Below are 21443 nucleotides of genomic sequence, written 5' to 3'. Positions count from 1 at the left end.
GATTCGCCACGAAGAGTGGGCCACCAATCGAATCCATCGAGGACAATGTCCGCTGGTGGTTCCAAACCTGCAGCCGAAGCAAAACTGGGCAGCAACTCCAGGCTCGTTAGGAATTCGTCGTTCACCGCACCGGCCGGGATCTTTCCTGCCGGCCAACGAACAATGCATGGCACGCGGATGCCGCCCTCCCAGGTTTGAGCCTTTTGGCCTCGCAAGGGCGAGTTGTCAGCGCCGCCACTGCCACCATTGTCAGAGAAGAACACGACAATCGTGTCATCGAGCATCTGCTTCGCTTCCAAGCGATCCAACATCTCACCAATCGCCGCGTCCATGCAGGTGACCGCCGCCCGGTAGTCTCGACGACGAGCTTGCGGTGTCGCGACCGTTGCGGGGGTGCCATAGCGATAGCGGTCGGTGACTCGGGTTTCCGGCTCAACCCGTGGATACATCGCTTTGAATCGTTCGGGTGCCTGCACCGAGGAGCGAATATTTGGATCAAGCGAAGAGGAATTGTGCGGTGCGTTGAAGGGAACGTACAAAAAGAACGGTTCTTCGCCCGCATGTTCATCCAAGAACCGCAGAGCCTCGCGTTGAAACAGGTATGTGCAGTAGGTGCCCTTGTCCTCTTCCGTTGGTTCGAGATTGCGGACCATGCAGGGCACGCCGTAACGTTCGTGCGTGAAGTAATCGATGCCGGTGTTGACGAAGCCGTAAAAATCATCGAAGCCACGCGAGGTGGGCAGCATTCGGCGCAGGGCACCGAGGTCCCATTTGCCATAGATTCCGCTTTTGTAACCTGCCCGTTTCAGCACGGCTGGGATGATCACCTCACGCTCATCCATTCCGCCGATACGTTCAAACGTCACGGCGTATTGGTCGGGGGTGTAGCGATGACCGTAGTCGGGGGCTTCGTTGCGGATCATGTCGTAGATCCCGTTTCGCTGAGGATACCGACCCGTCAGCAAGCTGGCCCGCGACGGAGTGCAGGCTGGCCACGCCACATAGAAATTCGTCAGCCGTGTTCCCTCGTTGGCAAGACGATCCAAAGCGGGCGTGATGATTCCGTTGCCCAGTTGGCCCAAATCGTTGTAGCCCTGATCGTCCGAAACAATCAACAAGATGTTCGGGCGATCTGCCGCTGAGGCCTTGGTGGCAACCAGCAACATCACGAGCGTTATAGAAAAATGGATCGTCCAGTTTCGGGGCGGTTGCATCACGCTGTTCCAGTGGGAATTCGGTTTCAGGTGTCTTATGAGGTGTGTTGTTCAGCTTGCGTGGGACGCTTTAACGTAGCCATCGACTCAGATTTTCGCGTACGAATGCATCGTCATTGAGAGCTGGGTAGGCGGCGATCACACGATCGATCTCTTTGGATTGACCATCCGAGAGAACTTCGTTGGGATCCAGGCACCAGGTACCGGGCAGCAGGCCTTGCCGACGTAGCACCTCATGGATTCCGGGGATGCAGCCAGCAAACCCGTTGGCGGCATCAAAGAAGGCAGCGTTGCAATCCGTGACCTGGATGTTGCGAGATAGTAATTCAGAAGGAATGTCATCGCTGCGATCCAGAATCAAATGAATTTCATCGAGCAGTTCAACCGCCTTGCGAGTCCACACGCACCAGTGCCCGAGCAACCCGCCGCGAATTCGGACTGATTTCACACCGTGCTCTGTGGCAATGCGGTACGTCGTCAGCAGGTCCGCGATGATGTTGTCATCGTTGCCGGTGTAGAGAGTGATTGCGTCGTCACGATCTGCGTCGCAAATCGCGCGAACCACATCGAGTGTTTGATAGCGGTTGAAGGCAGCCACTTTGACCGCGATGACGTTTTCAATCTCAGCAAATTCCCGCCAGAACTCATACGGAAGCACACAACCGCCGACGGCCGGTTGCAAGTAGAAACCGATCACCGGCATGACCGAGGCGACTTCTCGACAGTGAGCAATGAGGTCGTCGATGGTCGAATCGGCCAAGGCCGCCAGACTCAACAAACACGCATGGTAGCCCTGTGAGCGGACGAACTCCGCTTCACCGATTGCTTGCGGTGTTCTCCCGCAAACTCCCGCGACCTTGAAAATTTCACGCCCTTGCGAACCGGCGTGTTCGTCAATGACTTCGGAGGTCAGACGCAACACGGGGTCATACAAAGCGATTGATGGATCGCGGATCGCGAATTGGGTGGAGTGAACGCCGACTGCGATTCCGCCGGCGCCAGCGTCGATGTAGTAACGGGTCAACGCCGTTTGGTATCGCGGATCGAATTGTCGATTAGCATCAAGAGCCAACGGTTGTGCGGGGATGACGATTCCCCGATGAACGTTTTCGCGAATGGTGGGCGATAGGTCACTGATTTGCATCGGTTCAATAGGCTCCGTCGTTGACTTCGAAATGCGTTGGCTTGTTCAGTGAACGCCCTCCGATATTGATCCAGTGTGCTTGCCAGCGAATCAGTTGATCGGCCGAAACGGACGGAGCTCCGAACAGCTTTCTGGCTTCCGAACTGTCGCTCAGGTAGGAAGCGTCGCTGGGAGTGGTCGTGAATTGCACGGGCTTGTTCAGCAGTTCGCCAAATCGACGAGCAACATCTTCGGTGAGCAATGTTTCTGGACCGGTGACGTTGAGAACGTTGGCTGGCGAGGTGCAATGGTCCAGGCACATCAAAGCTTGATGATTCGCATCTCCCTGCCAAATCACGTTGAAGGCTTGAACGGAATTGTCGACGGGCTGCTCGTTCCAAATCTTGGCGGCGATGTCATGCAGCACCCCGTATCTCAGGTCGATCGCGTAGTTCAGTCGGTACAGACAGACGGGAGTTTCCCACTCAAGGCTGCCGTACTCGAACATGCGTTCTCGCCCCAGGCAGGATTGGGAATACTCGCCGATCGGCCCCGGTGGCGTGAGTTCGGTCGGTTGTTGATCGACAGAAGCCAGCGGGTAAACACAGCCCGTCGAAAAGGCAACGATCTTGGATTCGCGAAAGTGATGGGCAACGTTCGCAGGGGCCATCGTGTTCATCGCCCAAGTCAGAGGTTCCGTGCCTTCGGTTCCAAATTTCCGGCCGGCCATGAACAAGACGTTGGGCACGGAAGGAAGTTGGGCGACAGCTTCTCGATCAAGCAAGTCACACTGAATCGTTTGCACACCGGATGATTCCAAACGAGCACGAGCCTCCGCGTCGGAGAATCGTGCCACGCCATATACATTCTTCGACACGCCTGCCTTTTTGATCGCGGCGACAGCCAGTTGTCCCAAGCTGACGCCCATCTTCCCGGCGATCCCCAAGATGATCAGGTCGCCATCGAGTTGATGCATGAATTCGACCAATGCATCGCTTGGTCGGGCCAGCAATGCGTCCAGTTGCGTTTCAGATTCGATCCGTTCAGACAAGTCGACTGTCATTTTCTGCCGCCATATTGTGGTCCAATGTTTTGTTCGCAAGTCTAACATTGTGCTCCCACCTCTCTCGACCCACCGAGGATCCGAATGACGAAGATCGTTTTTTGCACCATCGCGTTGTTGCTTTCGAAGATGCTTGTCGTCGGGGCGGTTCAGGCTGAGACCGTGGAACACCCGAACGTCCTTTTGATTTTGACGGACGATCAGGGGTGGGGTGATCTTGCGTCGCATGGGAATTCGAAAATCTCAACGCCAACGTTGGACGCTCTGGCAAACCAAAGTGCACGACTGGATCGTTTTTATGTTTCCCCCGTGTGTGCTCCGACGCGAGCCGCCTTGCTGACCGGGCGTTATCCGGAACGCACCGGAGTCGCCGGGGTCACGGGACGCCGTGAATTGATGCGGGATGAGGAAACGACGCTTGCGGAGATGTTCCAGGCGGCTGGCTACGCGACAGGCTGCTTTGGGAAGTGGCACAATGGCGCTCAGATGCCGCTGCACCCCAATGGACAAGGTTTCGATGAATTCTTTGGGTTCTGTGGCGGGCATTTCAATCTTTACGACGACGCGTTGCTGGAGCGAAACGGCACGCCGGTGCAAACCGAGGGATACATTACCGATGTTTTGACGGACGCGGCGATCGAGTTTGTCAACGTCCATCACGACCATCCGTTCTTTTGTTATGTGCCGTTTAACGCGCCGCATGGTCCCTTTCAGGTGCCACAAGAATTGTTCGATCAGTACAACGATGGCTCGATCGACGAGAAAACAGCAGCCGTGTACGCGATGGTGCAAAACATCGACACCAATGTTTCGCGATTGCTGAAGTGCCTTTCAGATCATTCGTTGAACGAGGAAACCATCGTTGTGTTTTTGACAGACAACGGGCCCAACGGAAAACGCTTCAACGGTGGAATGCGTGGCGCCAAAGGCAGTGTTCATGAAGGAGGTTGTCGCGTGCCATGTTTCATTCGCTGGCCGGGAAAGATCAAGCCGCAAACGATCTCTCAAATTGCCGCCCATGTTGATCTGCTGCCAACGCTGGCTCAGTGGTGTGACATTCCAGTGACAACGGAAAAGCCTCTGGACGGAAGAAGCTTGGCCAAATTGATTCGCGATGGATCCGATGCCGAGCTCGACGACCGCTCGATCTTGACCTATCGACCCAACCAGTTGCAATTGCAGAAGTTTGGCAAGGCGGCGGTGCGAACCAACACTCATCGATTGACGATCGAGAAGTCCAAGGTGTCATTGTTTGACATGACGACCGACCCCGGCCAAACCATCGATGTCGCGTCGAGTCATCCGGAATTGACGAAGCAGTTGCGATCACAGATCCAAAAATATGTGCAGGAGATCACACCCAGTATCACGGCGGTGCGGCCTGTTCCCATCGAACCGATGCGATCGGTCTTTGTGCCCGCCGTGGATGCCAAGCTCGAAGGAGGAGTCGGGTTTGTCGACGAAATTTCATGGGCACACAGTTGGGTCGATCGCTGGACGTCAACGCAGGATCGGATCCGTTGGCCGATCCTCGTGAAGGAGGCTGGGCGATACGAAATCGTGATCCACTACGTTTGCGATTCGGATTCGGCAGCGGTCGTGCTGACGACGGGCAACCAAGAAGTCACCACAACTCTTCCGCGATTCGCGATGGAAAGCGTTGTTCGGCCCGATTTGGATTCCAAGGCGACTCCGCGACGGATGCTGACGTTTCAGCAGCACTCAATCGGAGTCGTTGACCTTGCCGCTGGTTCCTCAACACTGGCTTTGCACCGAGCCGACCAGGACGGTGCCATGATTGAATTGAATGGACTCACCATTACTCGACAGCCCGCCGAATGACACGATGCACCGGACGATCGCGGCAAGATGTCAACTGATAATGTCGTTGACAACGTTTCCGTGAACGTCGGTGAGTCGAAACTGGCGTCCTTGGTAGCGGAATGTCAGCCGCTCATGATCGATCCCGAGCAGATGCAGGATGGTGGCGTTCAGGTCGTGAACATGCACTCCATCTTCTGCGATCCCATAGCCCAGTTCGTCGGTCATTCCGTGGATGTGTCCGCTCTTCGTGCCTCCGCCTGCCATCCAGATTGTGAAAGCTTCTTTGTGGTGGTCTCGCCCGATCTTGGTCGGGGTGCCGCCGCCGTTGCTGGCTTGTGCCATCGGCGTGCGACCAAATTCAGCGGCCCAGACCACGAGCGTGTCGTCCAGCATCCCTCGTTGTTTGAGATCTTTGATCAACGCCGCAATGGGTTGGTCGACCTCTTTCGTTTTTGCTGACAAGCGATTCACGATGTTGCCGTGGTGATCCCAACCTTGGTCGAACAGTTGAACAAACCGCACTCCGCGTTCGACCAGACGTCGGGCGAGCAAGCAGTTGTTGGCGAAGCTCGTTTTGCCGGGTTTTGTGCCATACATCTGATGAACCTCGGCCGTTTCATCGTCAATGTTCATCAACTCGGGCACGGAGGTTTGCATCCGATACGCCATCTCGTACTGGCTGATGCGAGTCGAGATTTCCGGGTCACCAACGTCATCCAAACGCAACGCGTTGAGATCTTTGACGGCATCGACAACCTTTCGACGGTCAGACGGTTGCATGCCCTCGGGGTTGGATAAGAAGAGGACCGGATCGCCTTGACTGCGAAACTCGATCCCTTGATGAACCGTTGGTAAAAATCCACTGCCCCAGGCACTGTTGCCCGCTCCTAAAACTTGTCCCGTGATCAGGGTGACAAAGTCCGGCAAATTTTTGTTCTCACTTCCGATTCCATAGCTGACCCAAGACCCGATGCTGGGCCGACCAAAGCGTTCAAAGCCGCTGAGCAAGAACATTTGGGCGGGCGCGTGATTGAATTGGTCAGTGTGCAGCGTTTTGATGAAACACAATTCGTCTGCAACCGACTGCAGGTTGGGCATCAAGTTCGAAATTTCCGCTCCTGATTCTCCGCAGCGTTGAAACTGAAAAGATTGATCCGTTGGAGTGCCAAACAACTTGGGTTGTTCGCGAATGAACGCCAGTTGCTTTCCGTTGAAGAATTCATCCGGGCAGAGCTGACCCGAACGCTCTTGCAAGATGGGTTTGTAATCGAACAGATCCAGGTGTGACGGGGCACCGACCATGTGGATGTAGATCACGCTTTTGGCTCGCGCCCGTTGGTGCGTCCCAAGCGTGGATCCAATGTCGTCTTTTCCAAACGATGCATTTTGTTCGGTTTGAAACAGCGACGTTAGCGCGAATCCACCGAGGCCCATACCCGCTCGTTGAAAGAGTTGTCGACGAGTCTCGTTCGCGGACACTGCCGCGGCAGCGGACTCGTTGAGTCGTTGTTCTGATCGATATGTTTTCATCTTCGACGATCATCTCAATGAATCGAGGAATTTGTGGGGAGGCTTCAGTCCTTCGTGATCGTCTCGTCTAAATTCAACAAGACGTTCGCGACGTAGAACCATGCGCCCAACTCTTCCGTGGATGGATGAGTGGTGTGATTCGGAAACGAGTGTTCTTGAACGAGCGATTTGGCAAGCTCGGGATTGAATTGAAGGTGCTGCTTTCGCTCATCAAGAAACTCCATCAACCGAGCGGATTCGTTTGGGGCTAGTTGTCGAGCAAGCACGATTTCAAATGCTGCCGAGAGTCGATCGGAGTCGCTCGCGTCGGGGTGTTCACATAGGATGCGATTTGCCAGAGCGAGAGCCATTTCGACGTAAGCCGGATCGTTGAGTAGCGTGAGTGCTTGTAGTGGCGTGTTGGTTCTCGGCCGACCCACCACGCAAGAACTGCGATCGGGACCATCGAAATTTACAAAGCTGGGATAAGGTGCGGCGCGACGCCACACAACATAAACGCCGCGTCGGTATCGGTCTTGATCGGTTGCCGCAATCCATTTCGGTTCATTCCGACCAACTTGCCGCCAAATTCCCGTCGGCTGATGCGGCATGATGGGAGGACCATACATCTCGGTCGAAAGCAAACCGCTGATGGCCAAGGCATTGTCGCGAATCATTTCCGCTGACATACGAAAGCGTGGTCCTCTCGTGTACCATTTGTTCGCCGGGTCTGCTTCGATCAAATCGGCGCGAACTTTGGAGTCCTGTTGATAGGTCTCGGACGTCACGATCGTTTTCAAAACATGCTTCATCGACCATCCTGATTCAACAAACTCAACGGCCAACCAGTCGAGCAACGCAGGATGTGTCGGTGGCGAAGACTGAGTGCCAAAGTCTTCCAGAGTGTCCACAATTCCGTGACCAAACAATTGTGCCCACCAGCGATTGACGGTCACCCTCGCGGTCAACGGGTTCGCGGGGTCGACCAACCAATGTGCAAGGCCCAGGCGGTTTGGTGGAAGGTCTTCGTCCATTGGATGAAGAGCCATCGGCGTACCCGCTGAAACCCGGTCTCCAGGTGACAAGTAGTTGCCACGTTGCATCACAAATGTTTCGCGTTGCTCTTTCATCTCCACCATGACGAGCGTGGTGGCGGGCTGTGTCGAATCCAGTCGCTTCGATAGCTTTCGGATTTGTCGTTCGAGTGCCCTCGCCTTCGGGTTGGTTTTCTCGTAATGACTTTCGAGCGTCGCGAACTCACTTGGCGATCGATCTTTTGCCGGTTTCCTCGCCGCTTCCGCGACTTGTTCGGGGACATCGATTGCGAGTGGATCACCGCACAAGGCAGAGAGACGCACACGTCCGATCGTTCGACCTCTTCCGTAATGTTGTTTCAACCGGAATCGCAACGTTGAGTCATCGTTTCGACGAAGTGGTGTTTGAAGCAGAAACTGTGCCCAGTGTGATTGTTGGAATTTCGATGCAATCGCCCAACCTGTTTTGGGATCGCCGTCAATTGCGTCGGCGACGTTCCATCCGGACTGGGAATAGTCGGCCGTTGCCGAATGCAGCACCAGACGTTTGGAGGGTTTACCTTCCTTCGAAACAACCTCCACCTCAAATTCACTCAAGATGAAGTTGGATCGCACGGCATCACCGCGCCCCGGGCCTGTTCCCGGAAGACTCGGATGAGTCAGCGCTTCGACCTTCCATCCGACGATGTCAGCAGGGATCTCATCACAGTCGATCTCGTAGACAGTCGTGTTTGGCAACTTGCCCGAGAACAAGATGGACTGGTCCTCGAGAATCTCAAACTTTTCGCCACCAGTCAAATTGACCGAGGCAATTGGAAGCGTTTTCCACTCCGGTTGGTTGTCGAGTGCGGTTGTGAGTTGCTTGCTCCAGTTCTCGAAATCGCCAGCGTTCAAGACCGAATTCCTCTCGGCTTCCAAGGCAGCGATTTCGTCTTGTAGCTGACTTCGAACGCTCGCCTGATCAGGAGGTAGCGGCAAGTCCATTTTTGGACCCCAAAAGTCAAAGGACACGCCTTTGCCACTTGGGTTTTCAACTTCCATCGGAGTGTTGTTGAAGAACGCGAAAAGCTTGTAGTACTCGTCTTGGCTGACCGGATCGTATTTGTGGTCGTGACACTGGGCACATTCGATGGTCATTCCCAACCATGCAGTGGCTGTCGCATTGACACGGTCGATGACTTGGTTCACCCGATTTTCTTCCGGATGAACACCGGCTTCCACATTGCACGGCACGGTGCGATGAAAGCCCGTTGCGATTTTTTGGTTGATAGTCGCATCCGGCAACAGGTCGCCGGCGAGCTGTTCAATTGTGAACTGATCAAAGGGCATGTCATCGTTCAACGCGTCGATCACCCAATCGCGATAGGCCCAACTGTCTCGCAATTGGTCAGCTTGAAACCCATTGGAATCGGCGTAGCGAGCCAGGTCTAACCAAGGTCTCGCCCAACGTTCGCCAAACTGTTCGGACGCTAACAGCCGATCGACCAATCGCTCATAAGCATTCAGATCAGAATCGTTGACGAAGGATTCAACTTGTTCCGGCGATGGCGGGAGCCCCGTGAGGTCAAGCGAGACTCGGCGAATCAAGGTTCGTCGATCGGCGGGCTGGGATGGCTCGAGACCTCGCTCACGCAACCGATTTCTGATGAAGCGGTCGACTGGATGCGAAGACGCCGCGGCTTGATCAAGCTGAGGAGCACTTGGGCGAGTCGGTGCGATGAAGGCCCAATGTTGTTCGTAATCACCGCCCTCGGCGATCCATGATTTCAGAATGGACTTTTGATGAGCCGACAAGCTGCGTTTCGACTCCGGCGGCGGCATCAACATGCCAGGGTCGTCGGAGAAGATCCTTGCGATCAGCTCACTTTGATCCGGCTCGTTCGGGACAATCGCAGGGCTCCCTGAAAGGTTTTCGCGAGAACCGGTTTGAGTGTCGAGACGCAGGTCTGCCTCGCGCGATTCGGCATCCGGTCCGTGACAATGAAAGCAGTTCTCCGAGAGAATTGGTCGCACGTCTCGGTTGAAATCGATTGCGAATGCGTCTGGTGAGAGAGGCAGCACCAATGCCAGTGTCAGCAGTCCGAAACGCGTTGGGAAGCCTTTTTCAAAGCAGAAAACCATACTCGTCACGATCGAAGGGGAATTGGAATGGCGGTGATCCGTGACGGAAGAGTCTAACACCCGAGGTGGGTGGAAACGAATCAACGCATGCCCTTTCTACTTCGAGGGTTCGCTTTGAAGACCGGCGGTCGTTCAGTCGTCTTGCGTGTCGGGCGACTTTGAGGTGTGGTCGTGAACGATTTTCCAACCTTCCGGGAATCGTCGAAACACGAGCGTGAACTTGCCCTCCATCGGCTCCGTTCGAGCGAGTTTCCAAACACCGAGGACTTGCATGGCGGAGTCACCCAGCGGCAGGAATTCCAAGTCTGTGAAGGTGAGCTTTCCCATCTTCTCAGGATTTGGATAGCGTCCTTTGTATCGCTGCAACGTTGCGTCGAACCCACGTGTCACTTCACCATCGGAAGAGAACGTGAGTTGATCGCTCTTCCAATAGACTTTCATGAAAGCGTCAATGTCGCCGGCGTTCCAATCGCTGGCCTGTTGCTGAATCAGTTCAGTGATCGCCGATTCTTCGGACGCCGATTGGTTTGGTTCGGTGGTCGCTGTTGTTGGTGCTCCACCGTTATCGAGAATCAGGTGCGTCTCGAATCGTCCTGTGCTGTCGGCTGCTCCGCAGCTCATGCCCGGGGTGTTGTGCTGCATCACAATCTCGCCCTGCTGGGAGACGGCAATCAATCCACCGACACCAGGTTCGAGGCGATTCAACATAATGTCCGTGATTGCTGACTCGAGCGACTGGTTCGCGTATCGCATTTGCGCGGCGATGTCATAAGCGACACTGTTGCGAATGTATTCTTCACCAACACCGGTGCCGGAAACGGCGCACAAACCATTGGAGGCGTACGTGCCCGCACCGACGATGGGTGAATCACCAACTCGTCCTGGCAGTTTGTTCGCGGTGCCACCGGTGCTGGTTCCTGCGGCCAAGTTCCCATGCAAATCCAGCACAACACAGCCGACGGTTCCGAGGTGGGATTCGTCTTTTTCCTGACTTGCAGAAGCAATGTTTGCTGCGCCATCTCCATCGCGTTGGGAGAGAAAGTATTCCGGATCGACGAGCGGCACTTGCTGCGTTTCTGCGAATTCATCGGCGCCGGGACCGACAAGTAGGACATGTTTGGTTTCAGTCATCACGCGGCGTGCCAGTGAAATTGGATTCTTGACCCGTGTCACTCCGGCAACTGCGCCACACGCGAGCGTCTTGCCATCCATCACGGATGAATCCATCTCGACGCGACCCTCGTTCGTTACAACGGATCCTCGCCCGGCGTTGAAGATCGGATCGTCCTCCAAGGTTCGAATCACAGTTTCGACCGTGTCCATGGCGGTCGCTCCATCAGCCAGCATGTCGCGGCCTGTTTGCAGTGCGTGTTGCAATCCGGCGGTTCGTTTTTGGCTCGATGCCTCGCCGAGTTGGGCTGGTGAGCTGCCGGCTCCGCCATGAATCACGATGGCCCATTTTGTCTTCATGGCTGGCTCTTCACTTTGGATTGGTCGGGGGGCGAGGAGTGCAATCGCAACGGCCGCAGCAAGGATCGTCGTCTTGAAATTCATGGCACAGGCTCTTCAGCATCGCTGGCAAAACAGGAGACGGACATCGAATCCATCTTCCACCGATGGGGGAACAGCGGAAAGGGGAGACGCCGCCCATTCCCGGTACGACCTGAATCGAGATCCGGTTGGGCTCAACAAGCACTGCCTGCTTTCGATCAACTTCCCGTGACGTTTTTGCCTGAAAGAATCCTTTGGTAGGGAGAGGACGAGTCGTCGTGTTGGCGATCTCGGTTGCCTTTGATCCTTCGACGATGCGGTGGGGACACAATGAATATCAGTATGGGGAAAATCGGTTCAAAGAATATCGGTGCAGGGAATCATGGTAAAAGGGATCTCTGTCGAGGCTTTTTTCTCGTTGCAGCGGCGTTGTTATCCGTTGCGTTCTTCGGGGGTGACGCGTTTAGCCAATGTCGTTCTCGAGGTGGGGGACCGCCATCGGGCAGCCCCACTTCGTTTGCGAGCAGTTCACAGTATGCCCAAAATCCATATGGCCAGAACCAATTGGTCAGCAGCTATCCGCAGAGCAATTTGATGGCGTCGCAATATCAGCAACAACTGTTGGCGAATCAGCGTCGAATCGCGAGCTTGGCGTATCAAAATGCCCAGCAGCAGCGGCTCGCTGCGATGCAAGGTGAAGCGGATGTCCAGGCTTATCGACTCGCACGAGCTGAAGCAAAGCGTGCGGCTCGGGCTGAACGCATTGCCGCCCGGTTGCGTGAACAAGGACGCTCGGAAGACGCCTACACACTCGCGTCAGTCAATGTCGACAACGCAATGCCGAGACGCTGAGCAACCGAGATGGCTCACGCTTATTGACAGAGCGTTCATGCGTTACTGGTCGGAACGTTTCAATTGACGCTCGATGTCATAGCAGATGCTTTGGCACGGGCGACGGGAACGAGTCCGGCGACGTGTGGAGCGGATACTCCGGGTGAAGCTGTGTGAGCCTTGCGGGGAGCATCGCGTTTGCTTTGCGAGCGGTACGCCCATCGAACGTCGATATTATCGAGAGCGACGATTGATGGATCCGCGTTGCAGTCGACGCGAACTTGGTACAGGATGATCACGGTCGCACCGCTTTGAACCGCATTGAAGTGCAGGTCAAGGCTCCGGTGCATGGATTGGTTTGTCGGTCGAGCGGGCTTTCCATCAATGTGAGTCGATACGATACGGTCGAACATCAAGTTGGGGCCGTAGGTACGTGAAAGTGCTACTTGCACTACATCGCACTCGTCTTCGACCAGTGGCATCTCCAATGTGATTCGAAATTGAAGGACGTCTCGAGCGACCGCAATCTTCTTGTCGCAGGATTCACGCCATCGAAGCGGCCCCGTTTCTCCACGCGAGACTGGGAGCATTTGAGACTGATGAACGGTTGATTGAATCGAGTTGCACGATTCGATGATTTGGTTCAGTGCCAAATCGTTCTTCAAAGAGTCCACCTTGGTCGTCTTCATTCGTTCCGCTCCTGTGCCACCGCCTGGCGCTGATTTCAAGGAAATGGTCCGACGACCGATCTCCATTCGCTGCCTGAAGAGACTTTTGCACCAACAATCGAACGGAGCAGCAGCGTCAACGGGAGAAGCGACGAAACTCCTCACGCCGAAGGCCACGCATGTGACCTAGAACGATTATGCGGGAACGCCGGGATAGGGAATGCTGAGGACGAGCGGGGAAGCGTGCCGTCGTCATGTTCGGCACTCGCAGGAAGAGAGGGGCAAAGTCAGTTTGGCAGTCGGTACCTGCGTTGTGGGCCAAAACGTGAGGTCAAACGTCCACATTCGAACCGCGATCCAAATGCTGGATGCGACAAGCAATCAATTCATTGTTCGACAAAGCAGGCCATTACTCGAGAACTCGCGGGGTTAGTTCGAGCGAGTGTTCGGTCAGCGACATGGCCATATGGTGGAACGGTGTTTAGCAGTCCAGTGTTTGGCGACCCTGTATTTATCGATCCAGTGCAGCGGGTGTCGCAAAGGATTCAGTGACTGTCGCATATCGACATGGCATTGGCTTTGGTGAACGCCTTGCATTGTTCTTTGATGCTCTTGTCTGTTTCGTGCGAAGTGGAAATGGCAGTGCACGTCCGCAATGACATGGCGGAAAACTCGTGCACGTTCGGTCGCTCCACGTTACGATGCTTCGTTTGAAGCCAGTTTTGATGGCCTGCAAACAAGATGCTGAAATTGCACTCCAAGATTCGACAACTGAGAAAGCGAACAATGCCGCAAAGGATCATGACAGTCCTCCAATGGAGCCTTTTCTTTCTATGTGCCGGCGTCATGCCGGTCATCACGCAGCGAGCTGACGCGCAGGACGATTTTGAGTTCCGGTCAAACGATGTGGTCGCCATCTACGGCAACGGATTGGCCGATCGGATGCAGCATGACCCCTGGGTCGAAACTTTCCTTCAACACCAACTGAAGGGACTCGACGTCAGTTTCCGGAACATGAGTTTTTCGGGCGATAAAGTCAATCAGCGTCCGAGGAACAAAGGGTTCACCAATGACATCGAGTATTTGAACCATGTGGCACCGGATGTGGTCTTTTCTTTCTATGGTTTCAATGAGTCGTTTGCTGGAGCGGAGAAAGCGGACGCGTATCGCGATGAATTGATCAAGCTGGTGCAGCGGTACACCGAGGCGCGAAAGGACCATGGGGCGGACGTGCGTTTCATTCTGTTCAGTCCGATTGCCTACGAGAACACCGGCGACCCGAACCTGCCCGATGGCACGGAATTGAATGCGAACTTGGCGGCTTACACTGAGGCGACTCGTGAAGCGGCCGAGGAAACCGGTGTGACCTTTGTCGATTTGTTTTCGCCAACCTTCCAGTTGTTTCAATCGAGTTCCGAGCAACTCACGCTCAACGGCGTTCACCTCAACGCAGCCGGGTACAAAAAGCTTGCCGAAATCATTTCGCGGGCGTTGTTTGATGACGAGCCCGCTGCGGATGCAGAATTGGATCTTCTGTATGACGCGGTCAAAGACAAAAACTGGCACTGGCACAATCGTTACCGGGCAACCGACGGCAATGACATCTGGGGCAGTCGTTCCACGTTGACCTTCGTGGATGGACAAAGCAACGCAGAGGTGCTGAAGCACGAGTTGGTGATGCTCGACGTGATGACCGCCAATCGCGATAAAGTGATTTGGGCGGCAACTCAGGGGCGAACCTTGCAAGCGGATGACAGCAATGTGCCCCCGCCGGTCAAGGTGATCTCAAACATTGGTGGCGGGAGTGCCAGTTCCAGTGCGATGAAAGAGGGTAGCATTGAGTACCTCAGTCCCGAGGAATCGCTGTCGAAGATCAACGTGCCGGACGGCTATGAGCTCAACGTCTTTGCATCGGAAGTTCAATTCCCCGACTTGGCCAACCCTGTCCAAATGCAAGTCGACGCGAAGGGGCGCCTGTGGGTTGCGAGTTGGAACACTTACCCAAAGTGGGAACCAGGGAAGGAGATGAATGATTCCCTGATGATCTTGGAAGACACCGACAACGATGGCAAAGCCGACGTCCGCAAGATCTTCGCCCACGTTCACAACCCGCTCGGTTTCGAGTTTTGGAATGGGGGTGTGGTTGTCACGTCTGGTCCTGATTTGTTGTTCTTGAAGGACACCGATGGAGATGACAAGGCCGACGTGCGATACCCCATCCTGCAAGGGCTCGGTACCTCGGACACTCACCACGCTGCGAACAATTTGGTTTATGGGCCAGACGGTGGGATCTATTGGCAAAGCGGGATTTTCCTCGTTCACAATCACGAGACCCCGTGGAAGCAAAACCTGAACATCGGTGCGTCGGGCATGTACCGCTTTGACCCGCTGACGTTCGCGATCACTCCACACGCAGGCAACTCACCCAATCCGCACGGGACCAGTTTTGACTACTGGGGGTATTGCTATGCCAGCGACGGAACTGGTGGGCGTTGCTATCAAGTGCGTCCTGAGGGCAACGGCTTCAAGATGCACCAATTGCTGGAAAAAGAGTTTCGTCCGGTGGCAGCCAATACGATTTTGTCTTCGGAGCACTTCCCTGAAGAGCTGCAAAACGACATCTTGATCTGCAACACGATCGGATTTTTGGGAGTCAAGCAGTACAAGCTGGACCGAGAAGGGGACGTCGTGGAGGAAGACTCCGCGGATTCGACGCCGGAGGAGCCAGCGTATGTCAAAATCACGCGAGGTGGTGGTCTGATCACGGTTGACCACCCTGCCCTGAAGGATGCCAAGATCACCGGGTTCAAGCTCAGCGTAAATGGCCGGCAGCAGATGAATCTCTCGGAAGTGGAGATTTTCAGTGGCGGCAAGAACATCGCGAAAACGGCCAAGCTGAAACAATCGAGCGAATACAACAACGGAGCTTTTCCTGTCCAACGGCTCGTCGATGGCGACAAGGGAAACTTCGCTCACACTTCGCCGCAGAAGGACCCGTGGATGCGAGGTGACTTCCCGTCGCCCGTGCAAATCACCGAGTTCAAAGTTTGGAACCGCAAAGGCTTCGAAGACCGTTTCAACAATGGCAAGATCGAGTTCTTTGACGGCGATGATGTTGTCGCTTCCGTGAACATTGAGATTGCTTCCGCCAAGCCGGAAGAGAAGCACCGAGAGTTCGGTGAGGTCTGGGGAACACCTGGGTTGGAGTTGCTCAACAGTGACGACCGCAACTTCCGTCCCACCGATGCTGTCGTTGGCGAGGACGGTGCTCTGTATGTTTCCGATTGGCACAACGCGATCATCGGTCACATGCAGCACAACATTCGTGACCCCAATCGCGACCACGCTCACGGCCGCATTTTCCGATTGACGGTCAAGGATCGTCCTCTGCAAGAGCCCGTCAAAATCGCGGGGCAGCCGATCGAGGCTTTGCTTGAAAATCTCAAGCATCCCGTCAATGGCGTGCGGCATCGGACTCGAATCGAGCTCACTCAACATGACTCGGACAAAGTCATCGCGGCGACGCAAAAGTGGATGGCCGATTTCGATCCCAATGATGAAACGGAAGCCCACCACTTGTTGGAAGCACTTTGGTTGCATCAACGAAATGGAGTCAAGAACCAAGCGTTATTGAACCAATTGTTGGAATCGGATGTCCGGCATGCGGTTGTCGCTGCCAAGACGGTTCGCCACTTTTGGGAGAACGTTGATTCAAAGGGCGGAAGCGAGTTTGCCGCGCCTGCGGAACTTGAGTTCGTCAAGTTTGACACACCCAAGCACCTCAGCCCGGCAGACAAAAAGACGTACGAGCTGGGTGCGACGATTTATCAGCGCGAATCGCACTGTGCGACTTGCCACATGACTCACGGCAAGGGCACGCCCAACGTCTACCCACCATTGGTCGGCAGCCCCTGGGTCAACGGGAGTGAGGATCGACTGATCAAGATGGCTCTGCATGGCGTGTGGGGCAAAATGACTGTGGCTGGGAAGACTTACGACCCTGCCCGAGGCGTGCCGCCTATGACCGCGTTCCGTTCTTTATTGAAGGACGATGAAATGGCCGCGGTTCTGACCTTCGTGCGGAACACCTGGGGGAATGAAGCTTCGGTTGTCAGTCCTGAGTCCGTCGCCCGCGTTCGCGAAGAGACCAAAGGCCGGACGACGTTCTACAAACCCGAAGAGATTCTCAAGCTGCATCCGCTGGAGAAGGATCTGATGGATGAGAACGTCACGCCGGAGACAGAAGTGTTCTCGAACGAGGCGTTAGAGAAGGAGTTGCTGGCCGCTTCGCCGGGCAAGCTGGCTCAGGTCGCTTTGGCGAAGGGGAATTTCCAGCGTGGCAAACGATTGTTCCATGAATCATCCGCAGCCTGCTTCGCGTGTCACTCGCCACCGGCGGGCACCGTTCGAATGGGCCCGGATCTGGAAAAGGCAACGACCAAACGCACGAACGAAGAACTGGTCGATGCCCTGCTCCGCCCTTCGAAGTTGATCGACAAGGACTACGCGCAGGTGAGCGTGCTGACGGCAGATGGTCAGATCTTCACCGGCATTCGTGTGAGTGAAAACGACGACGAGATTGTGTTGCGCAATCTCGCTCAACCGGAACCCATCACGATTGCACAGGACGATGTCGAGGATGTGATCGAGTCGGAGGTGTCGTTGATGCCTGAGAACTTGATGCGGCAGATGAAAAACCGCAAAGAGTTTAACGACTTGTTGAAGTACGTCATCGAAGTCCGCAAGAAGTGAGTCGGCTTTGAGGCTCACTGATGATCGATCTTGGTGGTTCCCCACGAGGATCCCGGCGGGATCACAGATGGTAGCCGGGGGTTGCTGCGTAGCAGTGCACCCCCGGAATACGAGCCCCAATAACACACTCTCCATCCCTCCGTGGCCTCGGCCACGGAGGGATGGAGAGTGGAGACGTGGGTTTACATGTCCGTCGGTGGCGCTATCGCTTACCGACGGCTACTCTCTGTAATCCCTACCGGGATGAAGAACTACGCGGGCGACCAGTCTGCGACACCCTCCGGGGTCGAGTAGATACTCGCGTTTGAAATTCGGGGGCGCTGTCGCTCAAACCTCCGGCTAATTTCTGGCATCCCTTTGGGATGGGGCTTGTTCTCTGAGCCTGCCTGCTTGAGTTTGGTTGAATTTGCAGAGCGAACGAGCCTTGGGCTAGTTTTGGCCCAGGGGATCAAGCGTGATGACGACGTCTGGCATCTCATCGAACAGTTGCATCGTCAGCGACCGGCAGCCCTCTGCATCGACGCGAACCTGAATGCTGCCAGTTTGGTAGGGGCCGGGTTCTGTCTGTCCAGGTTTCATTGAGTAGGCGGCAAAAACGGATGTGTAACAGACAAAACGCCCTGTCGAGGAATCGTACAAGACGTCCAGTCGTTCGTTTGCTTTTCTTCCAAGTAGCATTTTGTCGTTGAGTCTGAAAAACTGGATTGAAGCCGGGTGTTCGCCCGCCTTGTCCCTTACTTCACCTGTGAACAAAAGAAAGGTGACACCGTCAGCATGAAAACGATTCTTGCTCTGGCGATCAGGATCGGTGTTGGGCCAAGCGGATTGAGGACGGAATTTGACCGGATGGTCTGCATCAACCTGTATCTGCGTGAGCGGAGGTTCGCCACATGCCCTCTTGCATGCAGCTAGCAGTGATTTTCGATGCGGACCTGCGGAAGTAGCTTCTGCAGCGATCTTCTCAATGAATTTTGGTTTTCGTAATAACCCCATCGTAACGGGGAGAAGGTCGCCGGATTCTTCCAGCCAAAATCGAGTCTCGTTAGCAGCGTATTGGTGCTTGCACAAATGCTGGTACAGTCGCGGCAATTGTTCTTGGAGGGCAAAGACTGTCTCAGGACGTTGTTTCTCCAATTGTTTCAAGAGTTGTGGGTGGTCGAGTAGGCAGACAGCAGCAATTCCTAACTCGCGTTCATTGAAGTCAGTGGCTGCCTCAGCAAGTTTGTTTGCTGTTGGATCTGTCAGCCCAATGTCACACAGGACATACAACTTCAGGCTGCGAGTCTTTTTGGGGATCAATACAATTTCAAGTATCCGAGGCCCGTAAGGACGGGCTGTTTTTCCATATGCTTTCAAGAGATCCGATGCTGCTAAGAAATTGGTGTATTCATCGCTGCCGAGGTTTCGAATCAAGGAATCGATTACAGACTCGATTCGAGGCGGGGTTTTGGCTGCATGGGAAGAAATGTGCCAAAGGACGGTTGTGTCTCCACTGTTCATCCCAATTCTCAAAGCCGCAATCACTTCAGGACGCGGTCGTGGCGCTGAGCCAATTGCGATTGCCGCTGCCTCTCGCACGCTAGGTTCTTCGTCCTGCAAGCCTCGTTGGATAGCCAACGCAATTTGATCGACATGCTCATCTGGGATGTCTTGTTGTCGATTGAGGGGCGGCACATCTCTTTTCAGAGTGTTTGGTGATGCGTCGGGACGAGAGTCGGTTCCCTGCTTCCAGAATTGGCGGAGTTCATTGAATCCGCTGATGCGATCGCTGGCGTTCTGGGAAATGCTCCGAGTCAAAGCTTGCTGGAGTTCGTCATCCGACTGTGCGTGGCAGTTCGGAGCCAGTGCCAAAGGGAGCGACGATGCGATCATCACAATAAGCAATTTCATAGCATCGCCCGCGGTATTATCTGATTGAGAACGGATAGCGTTATCTTTGCCTGTTTCGACCGAATAGCAGTCTCTGCGGTTGCCCAGCGTGGAGAGGCCTTGCTCACTGGCTGGAAGCCGATCGCGCGGAAGGTGGTTCAGGCGTTGCGGGATTCTCGGGCGATGGTCCACTCGATGGCGGCGATCAGGGCGCGGGCCTTGTTGAGCGTTTCTTCGTATTCCGAGTCGGGGTTGCTGTCGGCGACGACTCCGCAACCGGCTTGCACATGATACGCCCCGTTGTGATGCACGATCGTGCGGAGCGCCAAGCATGTGTCCATGTTGCCTCGGTAGTCGATGTAGCCGACCGCGCCGCCGTAGGGGCCGCGACGGTGCGGTTCGATCTCGTCGATGACCTGCATCGCACGGACTTTGGGAGCACCTGAAACGGTTCCCGCGGGCAAGCACGATTTCAAAGCATCAAACGCGTCCAGACCTTCCCGCAGTTTGCCTCGCACTTCGCTGCTGATGTGCATCACGTGGCTGTATCGCTCGATCACCATGATCTCGGTCAGGTCCACGGTGCCGAACTCGGCGATCCGGCCGATGTCGTTGCGACCCAGGTCGACCAGCATCACGTGTTCGGCACGTTCCTTGGGGTCGGCCAGCAGATCTTTCTCGAGAGCCTTGTCCTCTTTCTCAGTCGCACCACGGGGCCGTGTTCCCGCCAGCGGTCGCACCGTGACCTCACGGTCTTTTACCCGGCACATGATCTCCGGCGAGCAACCAACCAAAACGCATTCCGGGTTGCGGACGAAGAACATGAACGGCGACGGATTGACGACGCGGAGCGAGCGGTAGACCGCGAAAGGATCGACGTCGCTTTTGACGGTGAGTCGCTGGCTGGGGACGACCTGGAAGATATCGCCCGCGCGAATGTATTCGACACAGTGGCGAACCGCGTCGCAAAAGGACTCGCGGGTGAAGTTGGACTCGACCGGCAGCGGTTGCCGTTGGTCTTCTTCGATGATCTCGTCCACTCGGAGATCCGGTGGGCTGGTCGTCAGACGCTTGATCGTTTGGTCGACTTCTTCGGCGGCGGCTTGCCGAGCGTCGGAAATGGCGGCTGAGTCCGTTTCCTCATCGATGCCGCGACAATCGGCCAGGGAGACCACCGTGATGGTTTTGTCAACGTGGTCGAATACGCACAGGGTGTGATAAAAGGCGAAATTCAGATCGGGGAGGTTTCGGTCGTCTTCGGTGGTGTCCGGCAAATTCTCAACATATCGGACCACATCGTAACCCGCGTACCCGATTGCTCCGCCGATGAACGGAGGCAGCCCGTCCAGGGTTGCCGTGCGGTCCTGAAAACTCTCGCGAAACGCGTTCAGTGGATCGTCGCACTGGGACTCAACGACTTCGCCGGTGGACAGGTTGGTTCGCTGAACCGTGTTGCCTTTGGCGGTGAATCGGGCCAGTGGTCGAGAGCCCAGGAAGCTGAAACGTCCCACCTTTTCGCCTCCGATCACGCTTTCGATCAGGAAAGCGGGGCCGCCATCGTCCAAGTGCATGAACGCCGTGACGGGGGTCAACGTATCAGATAGCAAGCGTCGGTAGACGGGAACGAAGTCGAACCGACGGGCCAGCGATTCGAACGACGAAAGCGGCGGTTGGTGCATGAGGTTTCCAAGCATGAAGTTTCGGCGCGTTGGGACGTTGCGATAGTGTGAAGTGCGACGGCGGGCTTGGAAACCGGGTTGGCCAGCGATAGAATTCCAAGGCGTGAACGAGTCCGCCTCCACGGGCGGTCATCACGGAGCCGTGATGCCGACCATGACAGCAATCGTGCCGCGAAGTTCGCTTCGTATCGCGAATTCCGCATCGTGCCACGGAAGCCAGAGCAAGATTCCTGAGCAGAATTTTTGACCCGATCCAGGGTGAGAT

The 21443-nt window shown here is 55.3% G+C and carries 12 protein-coding genes; 3 read left to right on the top strand and 9 right to left on the bottom strand.

Translation table 11 applies throughout. From position 1 onward, the window contains the following. The 3 genes from B2R17_RS18495 to B2R17_RS18485 all read right to left on the bottom strand — a co-directional run. Positions 1–1214: sulfatase-like hydrolase/transferase (locus B2R17_RS18495; RefSeq protein ID WP_286765119.1), on the bottom strand; the 1214-nt coding region annotated here is incomplete at its 3' end. Positions 1215–1284: 70 nt separating this feature from the next. Further along, positions 1285–2358: a dihydrodipicolinate synthase family protein gene (locus B2R17_RS18490; protein ID WP_286765118.1), complete on the bottom strand. Its 1074-nt coding sequence runs from the start codon at positions 2356–2358 to the stop codon at positions 1285–1287. A gap of 4 nt (positions 2359–2362) precedes the next feature. Next, entirely contained in the window at positions 2363–3388 is a 1026-nt protein-coding gene (locus tag B2R17_RS18485; RefSeq protein ID WP_286765117.1) for an NAD-dependent epimerase/dehydratase family protein, read from the bottom strand. A 96-nt stretch (positions 3389–3484) separates the two neighbouring features. On the opposite strand from B2R17_RS18485, the gene B2R17_RS18480 reads away from it, so the two are divergent. Further along, positions 3485–5242: a sulfatase-like hydrolase/transferase gene (locus B2R17_RS18480; RefSeq protein WP_286765116.1), complete on the top strand. Its 1758-nt coding sequence runs from the start codon at positions 3485–3487 to the stop codon at positions 5240–5242. Between the two features lie 30 nt (positions 5243–5272). Here B2R17_RS18480 and B2R17_RS18475 read toward each other — a convergent pair whose 3' ends face one another. The 3 genes from B2R17_RS18475 to B2R17_RS18465 form a co-directional block, all read right to left on the bottom strand. Next, a complete protein-coding gene (locus tag B2R17_RS18475; protein ID WP_286765115.1) occupies positions 5273–6754 on the bottom strand; it encodes a DUF1501 domain-containing protein in 1482 nt (493 codons plus the stop codon). A gap of 44 nt (positions 6755–6798) precedes the next feature. Next, positions 6799–9888, bottom strand: a complete 3090-nt coding sequence (locus tag B2R17_RS18470; RefSeq protein WP_286765114.1) for a PSD1 and planctomycete cytochrome C domain-containing protein — start codon at positions 9886–9888, stop codon at positions 6799–6801. Between the two features lie 132 nt (positions 9889–10020). After that, positions 10021–11442 (bottom strand): isoaspartyl peptidase/L-asparaginase, encoded by a 1422-nt coding sequence (locus tag B2R17_RS18465; protein WP_339888985.1) that lies wholly within the window; start codon positions 11440–11442, stop codon positions 10021–10023. A 531-nt stretch (positions 11443–11973) separates the two neighbouring features. Between B2R17_RS18465 and B2R17_RS18460 the strand changes: the two genes are divergently transcribed. Beyond that, positions 11974–12231 carry a hypothetical protein gene (locus tag B2R17_RS18460; RefSeq protein WP_286765112.1) on the top strand — a complete coding sequence of 86 codons (258 nt, stop codon included), beginning with the start codon at positions 11974–11976 and terminating at the stop codon, positions 12229–12231. A gap of 59 nt (positions 12232–12290) precedes the next feature. Here B2R17_RS18460 and B2R17_RS18455 read toward each other — a convergent pair whose 3' ends face one another. After that, positions 12291–12899: a hypothetical protein gene (locus tag B2R17_RS18455; RefSeq protein ID WP_286765111.1), complete on the bottom strand. Its 609-nt coding sequence runs from the start codon at positions 12897–12899 to the stop codon at positions 12291–12293. A gap of 825 nt (positions 12900–13724) precedes the next feature. On the opposite strand from B2R17_RS18455, the gene B2R17_RS18450 reads away from it, so the two are divergent. Then, complete coding sequence (locus B2R17_RS18450; RefSeq protein ID WP_286765123.1) at positions 13725–17630, top strand: PVC-type heme-binding CxxCH protein; 3906 nt, start codon at positions 13725–13727, stop codon at positions 17628–17630. Between the two features lie 429 nt (positions 17631–18059). On the opposite strand, the gene B2R17_RS18445 is transcribed toward B2R17_RS18450, so the two are convergent. Continuing rightward, positions 18060–19691 (bottom strand): hypothetical protein, encoded by a 1632-nt coding sequence (locus B2R17_RS18445; RefSeq protein ID WP_286765110.1) that lies wholly within the window; start codon positions 19689–19691, stop codon positions 18060–18062. Next, on the bottom strand, positions 19658–21301 hold the full coding sequence (gene trpE, locus B2R17_RS18440; RefSeq protein WP_008661726.1) for an anthranilate synthase component I: 1644 nt from the start codon (positions 21299–21301) through the stop codon (positions 19658–19660). Before trpE ends, B2R17_RS18445 begins: the two co-directional genes overlap by 34 nt. Between the last annotated feature and the right edge of the window lie 142 nt (positions 21302–21443).

The organism is Rhodopirellula sp. UBA1907 (assembly GCF_002337565.1).
GTDB classification, from domain to species: Bacteria; Planctomycetota; Planctomycetia; order Pirellulales; family Pirellulaceae; genus Rhodopirellula; species Rhodopirellula europaea.
The sequence above is the reverse complement of the archived record's forward strand: the minus strand, read 5'-3'. Positions and strand labels throughout refer to the sequence as shown.

Excerpts from the sequence above, each read along its gene's own strand:
- B2R17_RS18465 (WP_339888985.1), bottom strand. The coding sequence starts at position 11,442 with ATGAATTTCAAGACGACGATCCTTGCTGCGGCCGTTGCGATTGCACTC.
- B2R17_RS18480 (WP_286765116.1), top strand. The coding sequence starts at position 3,485 with ATGACGAAGATCGTTTTTTGCACCATCGCGTTGTTGCTTTCGAAGATG.
- B2R17_RS18460 (WP_286765112.1), top strand. The coding sequence starts at position 11,974 with ATGGCGTCGCAATATCAGCAACAACTGTTGGCGAATCAGCGTCGAATC.
- B2R17_RS18450 (WP_286765123.1), top strand. The coding sequence starts at position 13,725 with ATGCCGGTCATCACGCAGCGAGCTGACGCGCAGGACGATTTTGAGTTC.
- B2R17_RS18490 (WP_286765118.1), bottom strand. The coding sequence starts at position 2,358 with ATGCAAATCAGTGACCTATCGCCCACCATTCGCGAAAACGTTCATCGG.
- B2R17_RS18455 (WP_286765111.1), bottom strand. The coding sequence starts at position 12,899 with ATGAAGACGACCAAGGTGGACTCTTTGAAGAACGATTTGGCACTGAAC.
- B2R17_RS18475 (WP_286765115.1), bottom strand. The coding sequence starts at position 6,754 with ATGAAAACATATCGATCAGAACAACGACTCAACGAGTCCGCTGCCGCG.
- B2R17_RS18470 (WP_286765114.1), bottom strand. The coding sequence starts at position 9,888 with ATGGTTTTCTGCTTTGAAAAAGGCTTCCCAACGCGTTTCGGACTGCTG.